The organism is Chromobacterium sp. FG89, assembly GCF_057808735.1.
In genome coordinates, this window is sequence record NZ_JBMDIQ010000014.1 from 53337 (window position 1) to 67375 (window position 14039).

Annotated in this window: 3 protein-coding genes; all 3 read right to left on the reverse strand. The window is 72.2% G+C overall.

The genetic code is table 11. From position 1 onward, the window contains the following. Positions 1-3 precede the first annotated feature (3 nt). Genes ACODRW_RS14880 through ACODRW_RS14890 form a run of 3 tightly spaced genes read right to left on the reverse strand, consistent with a single transcriptional unit; the run spans position 4 to position 13303 of the window. Positions 4-3552 carry a type I polyketide synthase gene (locus ACODRW_RS14880; protein ID WP_488906076.1) on the reverse strand — a complete coding sequence of 1183 codons (3549 nt, stop codon included), beginning with the start codon at positions 3550-3552 and terminating at the stop codon, positions 4-6. After that, positions 3549-8216, reverse strand: a complete 4668-nt coding sequence (locus ACODRW_RS14885) for an SDR family NAD(P)-dependent oxidoreductase (RefSeq protein WP_488906077.1) — start codon at positions 8214-8216, stop codon at positions 3549-3551. Before ACODRW_RS14885 ends, ACODRW_RS14880 begins: the two co-directional genes overlap by 4 nt. Further along, positions 8216-13303 carry an acyl carrier protein gene (locus ACODRW_RS14890; protein ID WP_488906078.1) on the reverse strand — a complete coding sequence of 1696 codons (5088 nt, stop codon included), beginning with the start codon at positions 13301-13303 and terminating at the stop codon, positions 8216-8218. Before ACODRW_RS14890 ends, ACODRW_RS14885 begins: the two co-directional genes overlap by 1 nt. Positions 13304-14039: the final 736 nt, after the last annotated feature.

The following is a 14039-nucleotide window of genomic DNA, read 5'->3' on the forward strand; positions in this document are numbered from 1 at the left end:
TGGTCATAGCGTGATTTCCTCCGTGTCGGCGCCCGCGGCCGAATGTTGTTCCGTCACCAGCTTGCGCTCCAGTTGCGCCATCACCTGGTCGATCAGCTCGTCCAGCGAGGAGCCGTCGATCAGGTGCGAGATCGCGACGGACACCCCCAGCGCGCGCTCAAGCGCGTTGCGCAGTTCCGCGCCGGTCAGCGAGTCCACGCCCAGATCCAGCAGCGAAGTCTGACGCGGCAAGGCGGCCGGGCTGGACAGCACCGCGCGCAATTCCGCGTCCAGATAGTCGGCGACCCGCGCGCGGCGCTCGCCGGCGGGACGGCCGCGCAGTTGGTCGAAAGACAGGGTCCGCGCATTCGCCGCCGGCGCGCGGCCGACCAGGCCTTCGATCAGCGGCGGCAGATCGGGCTGCGCCGCGATCCGCGCAAGATCGATCGCGGCCACCACCAGATGCGGCTCGCCGGTGAACGCCCGTTCCAGCGCGGCGAAGGCCTCGCCCTCGCTCAGCGGGTTCAGGCCGCCGGCGCGAATCCGTTCCGCCGTCTTCGCGTCGGCCGCGCCCATGCCGGCCGCCCACGATCCCCAGCCTATGGACAGCGCCGGCCGCGCGCGCAAGCGCCGCCGCTGCGCCAGCGCGTCGAGATAACCGTTGGCGGCGGCGTAGGCGGCCTGGCCGTGACGGCCGACCGCCGCGGAGATGGACGAATACAACAGGAAGAAGTCCAGCGGCTCGGCCTCGGTCAGCCGGTCCAGCAAGACCGCGCCGCCCACCTTGGCGCGCAGGGTCTCGGCGAAGGCCGCGGCGTCCAGCGCGTCCAGCGTCGCGTCGCGCACAATGCCCGCGCAGTGCGCGACGCCGCGTATCGGCCGGCCGGCCGCGGCGAGCGCCCCGCGCAAGGCGGCCTCGTCGGCGACGTCGGCGGCCGCCACGCGGACCTCGACGCCGTCGCCGCGCAGACGGGCGCAAGCGGCCTGCGCCGCCGCGCCGGCTTCGCCGCCGCGGCTGATCAACAGCAGATGGCGCGCGCCGCGCCCGGCCAGCCAGCGCGCGGTGGCGAGGCCCAAGGCGCCGGTGCCGCCGGTCACCACATAGACGGCGTCGCCGTCCAGCGCGGGGAGCGCGCCGGCCGCGCCGGCGCGCCGCAGCCGCGGCGCCAGCACGGTGGCGCCGCGCACCGCCAATTGTTCCTCGGCGGCTTCATCGGCGAGCAAGGCCGCCAGCGCGTCGAAGGACGCCGGCGAACCGTCGATATCTATCGTGCCGCGCCAGCTCCGGCCCTGTTCCCGCCGCGCGACGCGCACGGCCGCGCTCAAGGCGGCGAGGACGGGATCGAGCTCCTCCGCCGGCCCGGTGGCCGCCCCGCCGCGCGTGACAACCGTGATCGGCGCCGCCGACGGCGTCGCGGCGCGCTCTCGCGCCAGCGCGCTCAGCAAGGCGCCGCGGCGCGCGACGGCCGCCAGCGCGTCCTCGTCTCCGGCCGCGCGGTCGAAGGCGAGCACCAGGCCGGCGTCGCCCGCGCGGCGGATGGCGTCGATCTCGGCGGGCGCAATCGCGCAGCGCTCGCCGGCGGCTTCCAGCGCGCGCGCCACTTCCGCGCACAAGGCCGGATCGCCGGCGACGATGCGCTCGCCCGAGCGGCGCGCGCCGGCCGGGGCCGGCAGCGGCTGCCAGGCGATGCGGTACAGCGGCGACTCCGCCTGCGCCCGCCCTTCGTCCACCCAGTAAGGCTGGCGATCAAAAGCGTAGCTCGGCAGCCGCGCGACGCGGCGCCCGGCGCCGGCCGGCGTCGGCCAGTCGACCGGCAGGCCGGCCACATAGCGCCGCGCCAAGGCGTCCAGCCGCTCGGCCGGTTCGCGTCCCGCGTCCGCCGTCTCCGGCGACGCGTCGCGGCTGGGCGGCATCCCGCCGCACACGCCGCTGTGAACGGCGGCGTCCTCGCCGCGCGCGAAGCGGCTCAGCTCGCGCGCCATCTCTTCCGCGCTGACGGCCGTCAGCGCGAGCCGATGCGGGAAATGCGAGCGCGCCGCCCGCGACGCGTGGCAGGCGGCCGCCCACGCCGCGGCGTCGAGCCCGGCCAGATGGGCGGCCAGCCGCGCCGCGTTGCCGCGCAGCGAGGCGTCGGATTTCGCGGAAACGACCAGCAATTGCGCGCCTTCGTCCGCGCCGGCCGCCGTTTCGCCGGCGGCCGCGCGCGGCGGCGCGAGCAGCACCGCGTGCGCATTGGTGCCGCTGAAGCCGAAGGAGCTGACCCCGGCGACGCAGGGCGCGCCGCCGGCGTCTATGCGTTCCGCGCCGAGCGCGAGGCGCAGCGGCAGCGTGTCCCAGTCGATGCCGCGGTTGGGCGTGCGCACATGCAGGGTGGCGGGCACCACGCCATGGCGCACCGTCAGCGCCGCCTTGATCAGCCCGGCTATCCCCGCCGCGCCTTCCAGATGGCCGAAATTGCTCTTGATCGAGCCCAGCAGCACGCGCTCCTCGCGGCCGCGGCCGGCGAACACGGAGGCCAGCGCCGCCGCCTCTATCGGGTCGCCCAGCGCGGTGCCGGTGCCGTGCGCCTCGATATAATTCACCTGCGCCGCGTCGATGCGCGCGGCGCGCAAGGCCGCCCGCACCAGCTCGCGCTGCGCGTGCTCGTTAGGCACCGTCAGGCCCGCGCTGCGGCCATCGTGATTGACCGCCGAGCCGGCGATCAGCGCGTCTATGGTCCGCCCGGCGGCCTCGGCGTCGGCGAGCCGCTGCAGCACCACCACGCCGCAGCCCTCGCCGCGCACGAAGCCGTCCGCGCCGTCGTCGAAGGAGCGGCAGCGGCCGCTGGGCGACAGCATGTGCGCCCGGCATTCGGCGGCGGTGGACAACGGCGACAGCACCACATTGACGCCGCCGACGATGGCGATGTCGCACTCGCCGGCGCGCAGCGCGTTGCAAGCCAGGTGCACGGCGACCAGCGACGACGAGCACGCGGTGTCTATCGTCAGCGTCGGCCCGTGCAGGCCGAGCGCGTGCGACACGCGGCCCGCCAGCACGCTGGGCGCGTTGCCCGAGGCGGTGTAGAGGTCGACCTCATCCGCCCGGCGGAAACGGTGCGCATAGTCCTGATGCATGACGCCGGCGAACACTCCGGTGGCTGAGCCCTTCAGTTCCGCCGCCGTCATGCCGGCGCGCTCCACCGCTTCCCAGCTCACTTCAAGCAGCATGCGCTGCTGCGGATCCAGCATCGCCGCCTCGCGTGCCGAAATGCCGAAGAAGCCGGCGTCGAAGGAGGCGATATCGTCCAAAAAACTGCCGGTGCGGCAGTAGATGCGGCCGCTCGCGTCCGGGTCGGCGTCGAAGTAGCGCTCGACGTCCCAACGCTCGGCCGGCACCTCGCTCACGCCGTCCGCGCCGTCGAGCAGCCGCTGCCACAGCGCCTCCGGCGAGTCGACGCCGGCGAAACGGCAGCCCATGCCGACCACGGCGATGGGCGCGTGCCGGCGCTGTTCGGCGCCGTCCAGTTCGCGCTGCAGGCGTTCGATCTCGCGCAGCGCGTTCCGCATCAGCGCGGTCGTGTCGATCTGGCTCATCGCGCGTCCTTTCTATTCAGTTCCTTCAGTTTCGCGGACAGCATTTCCACGATCTCCTCCTGCGACATCGCGGCGTCCGCCGGCGCGTCGGGCTCGGCGGCGGGCGCGGCGGGCGTCACCTCCGCCTCGGCCATGCCGAACACCGTCCGCGCCAGATGGTCCGCCAAGGCGGCTATGGTCGGATTCGAGAAAATCACCGTGGTCGGTATCGCGCGGCCGAAACGCTTTTCCAGCAGCACGCGCAGATCGGTGATCAGCAAGGAGTCCAGGTCGTAGTCGAACAGCGAGCGCTCGGGGTCCAGCGAGGCCAGCGGCGTGCCGGTCACCAGTGCGGCGTCCTCGGCCAGCAATTGGAACAGACGATGTCGTCTTTCCTCCGCCGGCAGCGCCAGCAGCTCGCTGACCGAGGAGGTGGAGCCCGCGCCCGGCTGGGCGGTGGCGATGCCGGCGAAGCGGCTGGCCGGCACATGCGGCGGCCATTGCTCGATCAAGCGCCCCCAATCGATGGGCAGCAGCACGAGGTGGGCCGGCAGGTCCGCCCCCAGCGCGATCTCGAAAGTGGCGCGGCCGCATTCGGCCTCGATCTGGCCGATGCCCAGCTGCGCGAGCCGCCGCTTGGCGTTGGCGCTGGAGCGGGCCAGCATGCCCACGTCCTGCCACGGCCCCCAGGCGATGGACAGCGCCGGCAAGCCTTGCGCGCGGCGGCGCGCGGCCAGCGCGTCTAGGTAGGCGTTGGCCATCGCGTAGGTCGATTGCCCCGGCGCGCCGAAGGCGGCGGCGGCGGAGGAAAACAGCACGAAGTGTTCCAGCGGGTAAGCCAGGGTGCGCTCATGCAGCAGCCAGGCGCCGCGGGCCTTGCCGGCCAGGGTGGCGGCCAGCGACGCCGGCGTGACGTCGCCGACCAGGCAGTCCTCCACCACGCCCGCCAGATGGCAGACGCCGCGCAGCGGCGGCATGGTCGCGTCGATCTCGGCCAGCAGCGCGTCGACGTCCGCTTCCGCCGCCACGTCGGCCTGCCACACCTTCACCTCCACGCCGTCGCGGCGCAGCGCGGCCAGCGCCGCCTCGGCCGCGGCGTCGGCCGCCCGGCGGCCGGTCAGCACCAAGGCGCGCGCGCCCAGCGCGGCCAGCCAGCTCGCGACGCGCAGGCCGAGTTCGCCCAGCCCGCCCGTGATCAGCCACGTGGCGTCCGCCGAGAGCGCGAGGTCCGCTCTGAGCGGCAGCGCGCGCTCGTCGAAGCGCGGCGCGGCGACCGCCTCGCCCTTGACCGCGACTTCGGTCTCGCGCTCGAAGTAATCCAGGCCGCGGCGGATCGCCCGCGCGTCGCCCGCGTGCAGCGCCAGCGTCTGCAGATGCGGCGTTTCCATCGCCACCGCGCGCGACAGCGCCTGCAGCGGCGCCGAGGCCGGCGCGTCCGGCGCCAGCGCCAAGGCGATGCGGCAAGGCCGCTCGCGCCGCGCGGCCGTGGCGAACAGTTCCAGCGCCCCGGCGTAAACCGCCGGCGCCGGCGCGTCGCCGCGCGCCTCCAGCCCGCGGCAATCGACGATCAGGCCCGCCTTGTCGAAGGGAATATCGTTCACCGCAGCCACCACGACGGCCTCCTTGCCTTCGTCGCGCAGCATCGCCGCCAGCCCTGCCGCCGTATCCCCCGCTCCGCTCAGGATGGCGATGGTCGCCGGCAACTCGGCGGCCTCGCCGCCCGCCGCGTCGCGCCATTCCACCGCATAGCCCTCGCGCAGCGGTTCGACGCGCAGCAATTCATTGCGGGTCACCTCGCGCGACTCCAGGCCGGTCATTTCGAGCAGCACCTTGCCGGCGTCGAACAGGCTGGCCTGCCCCCGCTCGGCCGACGCGTGACAGCGCATCCCGGCGCCGGTCCGCCCGTGCAGCGCCAGCCGCGCGATGCGCGTCGGCACAAAAGCCTTGCTGCCCTCGGGCCGCGCGGCGGCGGCCACCAGTTGCAGCACCGAATCCAGCACCCCGGGGTGCAGCAACCAGCCGGCGTCGTCGGCGTCGTCCCGCATATCGCAAGACGCGTCGCCGTCCCCGACCACGATGCCCGACAGACGCCGGAAGGTCGGTCCCATCACCACGCTGCGCGCGCGCAGCCAGCTATCCATCAGCTCGGTGGAGATCGCTTCTCCGCGCACCGGCTCCGACGGCCCGGCGCCCGGCGCCTCGCCGGCGTCCACCCTGGCCGTCGCGTGGACGTCGGCGGACTCCAGCGTCAACACCGTGGCTTCGAAACCGTCGCCGTCGCGCACCAATTGCAGCTGGACCTTGCGCGCCGCGCCCGACGGAATCACCAGCGCGGCCGGGAAGCGCAGATCGCTCAGCACGCAGCCGTCCGAGCCGGTGAGCGCGCGCGCGCCGTCGGCCATCATCACCGCGAGCGCCGCGCCGGACACCACCACCTTGTCGTAAATCACGTGATCCTGCAGGAAGGGCAAGACGGCCACGCTCCATTCGGCGTCGAAGAAGGTCGCGCCCAAGGCCGGCGCGTCGGTGCGCCGTCCAAGGAAGGGCGTCGCGCCCGCCGCCAGGAAGCGCGGCGCGCGGTCTATCCAGTGACGCTGGCGCTGGAAGGGATAGGTCGGCAGCGCCACCCGGTTGCCGTCGCGGTAATGCTGGGACAGCTCCAGCGTCAGGCCCGCGGTCCACAGCCGCGCCAGCGCGTCCGGCGAGGCCGGATCGAGCGAAACCATGCCGGCAGCGCCCGCGCCCAGCGCCGTGTCGCCGAAGTCCAGCACCCATTCCGCGCCGGCCGCCTCCAGCGCCTCGGCGGCGTCCGCCGCGCCAGGCGCCGTGCCCGCGCCGGCCAGTTCTTCGCGCACCGCCTCCGCACTGTCCAGCGGCAGGCCCGAGGCCGCGCTGATCCACAACAGCGACGGCGCGACGGCGCGCTCCGCGCGGCGCTGCCGCGCATCCTCAAGACTCAGCGCGCCCGCCGCGAAGGCCGCGGCGAACACCCCGCTCCCCGTCGCGCACACGCTGGCCGGCACGACGCCGCTCGCCTGCCACAGCTGCACGCGGGCCAATACCGCGTCCAGATCCTCGGCGCCGCCGAAGGCGAAGCTCAGCTCCGGCGCGCGCGCCGGCACTTCCGCCGCGATCGTCTCCGCGCTCGGCTCGCCGGCGGCGAAGGCGCGCAGCGCGACGATCAAGGCCTCGCGGGATTCGGCGCGGAACGCCGCGCGCTGCTCCCAATGCCGCCGCCCCAGCGCCGCCGTCAGGCAAACGTCCTCTATCCTCAGCTCGGGATGGCCGTCAAGAAAGTCCGCATAGTCCGCGCACAGCGCGGGCAAGGCCTCGCCGCGCGCCGACAGCAGCAAGAGCGGCGCGACGTCCGGCGTGCGCGGCGCGCGCGGCGGCGCCGCTTCTATGATCACGTGGGCATTGGTGCCGCCGATGCCGAAGGAGCTGACGCCGGCGCGCCGCAGCGGCGCGTCCCAAGGCGCGGTTTCCGTCGGCAGGTAGAAGCCGGCGTCGCCGCGCAGCGCGTCTATCGCGCGTTCCGCGCCGACGGCGGCCGGAATCCGCCCATGCGCCACCGCCAGCGCGGCCTTGATCAGCCCGCAAGCGCCCGCCGCCGCGTTCAGATGGCCGACGTTCGCCTTCAAGGTGCCCAGTGCGCAGCGCGCGTCGGCGCCGGAACGCTGGCCCAGGGCCGCGCCCAGCGCCGCCAGTTCCACCTCGTCGCCGATCGCCGTGCCGGTGCCGTGCGTCTCCACATAGCCTATCGACGCGCCGTCCACCTCGCTGAGCGCCAGCGCCTGGCGGATCACGTCCTGCTGCCCGCGCCCGCCGGGCGCGGTGAAGCCCACCTTGGCCGCGCCGTCGTTGTTGACCGCGCCGCCGCGAATCACCGCCATGATGGGGTCGCCGTCGGCCAGCGCATCCTCCAGGCGGCGCAGCACCACCACGCCCGCGCCGTTGCCGAAGACGGTGCCGCTGCTGTCCGTGGTGAACGGACGGCAGGCGCCGTCCGCGGACAGAATGCTGCCCTCCTCGTACACATGGCCTTGCCGCTGCGGCAAGGCGACGCTGACGCCGCCCGCCACCGCGAAGTCGCACTGGAAGCTCAGCAGTCCCTGCATCGCCTGAACCACGGCGACGAGGGAAGTCGAGCACGCGGTCTGCAAGCTGATGGCCGGGCCGCCGAAATCGAGCCGGTAGGCGACCTGGGTGGCCAGATAGTCCTTGTCCACGCCCACCCATTGCTGCAGATAGCGGTTGGGCGACGCGCGGTCCAGCCGGTCGCGTACGTGGTCGACGAGATAATCGACGCTGGCCGAGCCGGCCCAGATGCCGACGCGCGCGCCGCGCGCCGCGCCGTGACCGGCGCGCTCCAGCGCCTCGTGCACGCATTCGAGGAAAATCCGCTGCTGCGGGTCCATCGCCGCCGCCTGCGACGGCGGAATGCCGAAATAGGCCGCGTCGAATTGATCGACGCCGTCCAGCGGGCCGCCGGCGCCGACGAAGCCGGGCTGGGCCAGCACCGTTTCCGGCACGCCTTCGCGGCGCGCCGCGTCCGCGCCGAAGCGTTCGATCGCGACCCGGCCGTCGGCTATCATCGACCAGAACTGTTCCAGGGTGCTGACGCCGGGCAGGCGGCAGCTCGCGCCTATGATCGCTACGGCGTCTACGGGTGTTGCATCAGTCATTACAAAGCCTCCTTGCGTGCGCGTACGCGCTGTCGATAGGCGCGCGCGCCGTCGACGTCCATCATTGGGGAAAGGTCCGCCTCGCCCGTATCGGCGCGCTCGGCGAGCGCCCGTATCGTGGCCAGCGAAAAGAAATCGACCAGCGGGGGCACCGCGACGCCGCGCGACGCCAGCAGCGCGCGCAGCCTCACAATGTGCATCGAGGTGGCGCCCGCGTCGAAGAAGCCCTGCCGCGGGTCTATCTCGACGCCGACTACCTCGGCGAAGGCGGCCAGCATCGTGGCCTCCAGCGAAGCGTCGCGCCGCGCCGCCGCGGCCGGGGCCGCCGGCGCGGGAGCCGGGGCCGCCAGTTCGGCGAGACGCGCGCGGTCCACCTTGCCGTTCGCCGTCAGCGGCAAGGCGTCCAGCACCATCACGTGATGCGGCTGCATATAGGCGGGCAGATGCAGCACCAGTTGAGTGCGCACGGCCGCGACCACGTCGCCTTGATAATCCGGCAGCGCCACCACGTGCAGCTGGATCACCGTCGCGTCCTTGCGCCGGGCCACCGAGGCCACGGCGCGCGCCAGGCAGCCGGCGCGCATCGCGGCCGCCTCGATCTCGCCCAGCTCGATCCGATAGCCCTGCACCTTGACCTGCCCGTCCATCCGTCCCAGCAGTTCAAGCTCGCCGTCCGGCTGCCAGCGCGCGAGATCGCCGGTGCGGTAGAGTCGCCGGCCCTCGGCGTCGATGAAGAAGCGGCGCTCGGTTTCCGCCTCGTTGCCCAGATAGGCGAGCGCGAGTCCGCGGCCGCCCAGCAGCAATTCGCCCACCACGCCGTCCGGCCGCTCCCGGCCGTCGGGCGCGCGCACGAAGCATTGCTGGTTGGACAGCGGCCGGCCGTAGGGAATCGACGCCAGCACGGCGTCCTCGGGCGCGATCGGATGCACCACCGACCAGATCGACACCTCGGTCGCCCCGCCCAGGCTGATCGGCCGCAACGCCGGAAACGCGTCGCGCAGCCGCCCGGCCAGGCCGGGCGCGATCCAGTCGCCGCTCATCAGCGCCAGGCGCAGATGCGGCGAACGCGGCGCGGACACTTCCAGCATCAGTTCCAGCACCGCCGGCACGGAATTCCAGATGGTGACCCCGCCGTCGCTGAGCGCCTGGGCCATCGCGTCCGGATCGCGCGAGCGGGCCGGGAACACCACCTCGCCGCCGACCGCGAGCAGGCCGAAGATGTCGTAGACCGACAAATCAAAGGCCAGCGAGGACACGCACAGCGCGCGATCGGCCGGGCCGACCGCGAAGCGTTGGTTGATGTCGTCTATGGTGTTCGCCGCGGCCTCGTGCGCGATCAGCACGCCCTTCGGCCGCCCGGTGGAACCTGAGGTGAAGATCACATAGGCCGCGTCGCCGGCCTCGAGGTCCGCGGCCGGACCCGCGTCGCCGCGCGGCAGCGGCTGGTCCAGACGCAGCGCGGGCACCGGCAGCGCCGGGCCTGCCGCGCTCAGCAGCGCGAGACGGGCGCCGGCCTCGCCGAGCAGTTCTTCCATGCGCGCGGCCGGCCAAGACGGCTCTATCGGCAGATAGACCGCGCCCGCCATCACAATGCCCAGCAGCGCCGCCACCGCGCGCGGCCCCGGCGCGACGATGGCCGCCACCACCTCGCCGCGCGCCACGCCGCTTTGCCGCAGCGCGCCGGCGATGTCTTCCGCCTCGCGCAGCAGCGCGCCGTAGCTCAGCGTCGTCTCGCCCTGCCTGACCGCCACCGCCTCCGGCGCGATCCGCGCCTGCCGGACGATGGGGGTTTCCAGCCGGCGCGGCGCGCGCTCCGCCGCGGTGGCGTTGACCGCCGCGCGCCGCGCCGCCTGCTGCGGCGCGAGCCGGGCCAGCGTCGGCCGCTCCACGGCCGCGGCGTCCGTCGCCATCGTTTCCAGCGCGCCGAGGAAGACCTCGAACATCGCGTCCACCATGCCGTCGGGGAACAGCTGCGCGACGGACTCCCACATCAGCACCAGCCTGTCGCCGCGCCGTCCCAGGACGGCGTGCAGCGACACCTGGGGCGTGGGGTTGGCCATGTCGACCACGCGGCCGACGCCGTCCAGCAGGGCCAGATCGTCCGCCGGATCGCCGGACAGCAAGCTGGTCAGCACCACCGGCATCAGCACGGGCGCGCCGTTGCGCCGGCTCAGCTCGCGCAGAATCGACACGCCGGAGCACCAGGGCGCGTCCAGATCGGCCCACACTTGCCGCTGCACCGCTTGGGCGAAGGCGGCGAACGAGGGGTGATGCTCGCTCAGCGACAGCAAGGTGTTGCTGGTGTAATCGCCTATCGCCAGCCCCGCCTGCTCCGCCCGCGTGTTGCAAGTCACGTTGAGCGTGAAGGCGTGCGCCGCCGTCCACAGCCGCAGCGTGTCGGCGAAGGCGGCGATGCACAGCGAAGTCAGCGTGACCCCGAGCGCCTGCGCCCGCGCCGTCAGCGCCGCGGACATGGCGGCGGGCAGCTCCCGGCGGCAGTTGGCGAAGCGCGGCTCGGCCACCTCGGCCAGCGCCATCTTCATCGGCAACTCCGGCGCCGGCGCGATGGCTTCGACCCGGCGCAGCCAGGCCTCGCGCTGCGCCTCGGTCGCCGCCGGCGGCGTCATCGGCGTGATGCATTGCGCGGGGGCCTCGTCGGCCGCGTCGCGCGCCAGCTCGGCCATCAGTTGCAGGAAGCTGCGCAGATCGCCGGCCAGCAGGCTGAGCCGCAGGTGCAGGATAGCCGTGCTCTCGGTCAGACGGGAGACGACGGCGAGCACGGGCGGGCCGTCGCGCTCGGCCAAGCTCTCGCGCGTCGCCTCCAGCCGTTCCGCCGCCTCCGCCGCGTCCAGCCCGCGCAAATCCTGCGGCGGCAGCAAGGGATCGTAGGCCAGCGCGTCGAACGCGCCGCGCCCGTCCGCGCCCACCGTCATCCGCAAGGACGGGTGGCGGGCGACCAGCCGCGCGAGACGCCGGCCCAGTTCCGGCGCGCGCGCGGCGTCTATCTCGAAATCCACGCGGATATGCGGGGACACGCTGCCCAGCGGCACCCCGCCCTGCTGGCCTATCCAGTAAGCCTGCTGCATCTCGGACAGTTCGAACGCCTCCCCCGCCGCATAGCGGCGAGCCGCGGCCGGCGCCGCGGCGTCCAGGCGCGGGGCGTCGACGATTTCGCGCCGCAGTTGCCGGGCGGAGAGCGCGAACAACGCCGCGAACGACAACTCCACGCCATGACGCGCGCGCGCGGCGGCGGCAAGCCGCGCGGCCGACAGCGAATCCAGCCCCAGATCGATCAGCCTGGCGTCGGGCGACGCGGCCGCGCCGGGCACGAAGCGCGCGATCTCGGCCAGAATCGCGTCGTCGGCCACCTCGGCCGCGTCGTCGGCGACGATGCGCAGTTCGCCGCGCAGCAGCGCGTCGCGGGTGGCGCCGCGCCGGGTCTTGCCGCTGGAGGTGCGCAGGATGCTGCCGCGCCACAGCAGCGCGATGCGCGCCGGCGCCACGCCGTGCTCCCGCGCCAGCGCCGCGCGAATCACCGGCAGGATGTCACGGGCCTCCGCCTCCCCGCAGCCGCCGCGCACCTCGGCGCCGATCAGAATCCCTTCGCCGTCCTCGCCGTCGACGGCGGCGGCGAAGGCGCGCCCCTTCCGAATCGACGGATGGCAGGCCGACACGGTGTCTTCCAGATCGTGGCTGTAGACATTCCGGCCGCCGACGATGATCAAATCCTTCAAGCGGCTGGTGACGAACAGATCGCCCTCGTGCAGAAAGCCCAGATCGCCGGTTCTCAGCCATGCGCTGTCGCCGTCGGCCAGCCGCGCGCCGAAGATCTCGCGCGACTCCTCCGGGCGGCGCCAATAACTGTCGGCGACCGTGCTCCCGGTCACCCATATTTCGCCGACGGCGTCCGGCGCGCACGGCGCGCGCGTGTCCGGGTCCACGATGCGGACGCGCGTATCGATCAGGCTGACGCCGCAGGCCGCCAATTCGACGCCGTCCGTCTGCGGCGAGACGCGGCCGCGCGCCAGCGCCTCCCGCGCAAAGCGCACGCCGCGCGTGCCCTCGCCGCAACGGCCGGCGGTCACCTTCAAGGTCGCCTCGGCCAGGCCGTAGCCCGGCACCACCACCGAAGAACGCAGCCCAAACGGCGCGAAGGCCGCCTCGAAGCGGCGCACCGTGTCACAGCGCACCGGCTCCGCGCCGTTCAGCGCATAACGCAAGGACGACAAATCGGTGCCCGGCGCGAGATCGCCCGCGCGGTCCGCGCACAAGGCGTAGGCGAAATTCGGCGCGGCGGTGTGAGTGCCGCGCCGCGCGGCTATCGCGCGCAGCCAGGACATGGGCTGGGCGACGAATTTCTCCGGCGCCATCAGATAGGCGGGGAAGCCGCATTGCAAGGGGGTGAGAATGCCGTACACCAGGCCCATGTCGTGGAAGTACGGCAGCCAGCTGATCATCGCGCTGTCCGCGTCGTGCATCGCGCCGCGGTCAAGATCGTCTATCGTCGCCCACAGCCCGGTTTGCGTGACCACCACGCCCTGCGGCGTGCGCGTCGAACCCGAGGTGTACTGCAGCAGCGCCGGACTGGCGTCCTTCGCCGCCCGCAAAAAGGGCGCGGCGCGCTCGGCCTCGTCGGTGCGCATCCAGCGCAGGCCCGGCAAGGCGTCCCGCGCCTCCGCGCTCAGCGCGATGGCGGCGCCGCAGTCCTGGGCGATCGCCGCCATCGTGTCGCGGCCGTGACGCGGCGCCACCGGCACCGGGATCACGCCGGCCAGGCAGCAGCCGAAGAAGGCCGGAAGGAAATCGAGCGGCTCCTGATAGACCAGCATCACGCGCTCGCCGGCCTCGGTCGCTTGCGCCAGGCGCGCGGCGATGCCGGACGCGCGTTCGCACAGCGCCGCATAGCTTAGCGCGAGCGCTTTCTCCGGATCGGCCGACGCGTAGGCGAGACGCTCGGGACTCGCCTCCGCCCGCCACAGCAACTGCCGGGCGATGCTAGGCGCTTCGCTATGCGAAAAAGCTTGATGAGGGCCGAACTTGTCGGCGGCGGGCGTCCGCCGAGATGCGACATCGGATGAGGAATACATTGCATGACCTCCATGTATCGACAACTGCTCCGGGTATGCCGGGCGCGCGCCCATCGAATCCACCCATATGGCATGGCTCGAGTCGTCGCGTCGCCCTAATCGGGCCGGCTTGCGCCGTCGCCCTGTCACGCGCTCAGCCGCGACGGAATGCCGCGACGATCGCGAGAACCTTAAATACAGGCCGGGCCGTAGCCCGCCCCATTCAAGAAGCAGCCATGCTGTTTTTGATATATTCCGCCCTATCGAAACCGTTTCTTCGACAGGTTGGCGAGGATCATCCCTTCGTTTTCACGTAAGGATGCGTGACGCGTGCGCGGCGGTTTGCCTAAGCAGCGTTTGAATCAAGAGAATAGAATTGCCAATGTGTCTCATGCGCCGTAATCGGACTTTCTTTTGAGATGATTCGATATCATTTCAGCGATCAAACCATTGCGACTCAGCATTGCTTTACGCTTTGCATTCCTATTTCCCCGTGTCGTCCAAAACCAGGAAAACGCAATGAATATTGACGCTCAAATTGTTTTCGTATAGATTTATTTGATCGCGTTAATTCTAAAAATCCCGCACGGGAAGAATTAAGCGTCAGCACTATACTGAAAGACCTCTAGGAAAAGCATCCCCCGAACTGCCAGTTACAACTTCAGCCGATTTACGGCTTATATTTTTTGAAACACGAATTTTCGCGGCAATATCAAAGATTTAAGCGCCGCGAACTGGCCTATAAAAATAGCGCCGA

Coding starts and splice junctions, on each gene's coding strand:
- ACODRW_RS14890 (WP_488906078.1), bottom strand. CDS start 13,303: ATGTATTCCTCATCCGATGTCGCATCTCGGCGGACGCCCGCCGCCGAC.
- ACODRW_RS14880 (WP_488906076.1), bottom strand. CDS start 3,552: ATGAGCCAGATCGACACGACCGCGCTGATGCGGAACGCGCTGCGCGAG.
- ACODRW_RS14885 (WP_488906077.1), bottom strand. CDS start 8,216: ATGACTGATGCAACACCCGTAGACGCCGTAGCGATCATAGGCGCGAGC.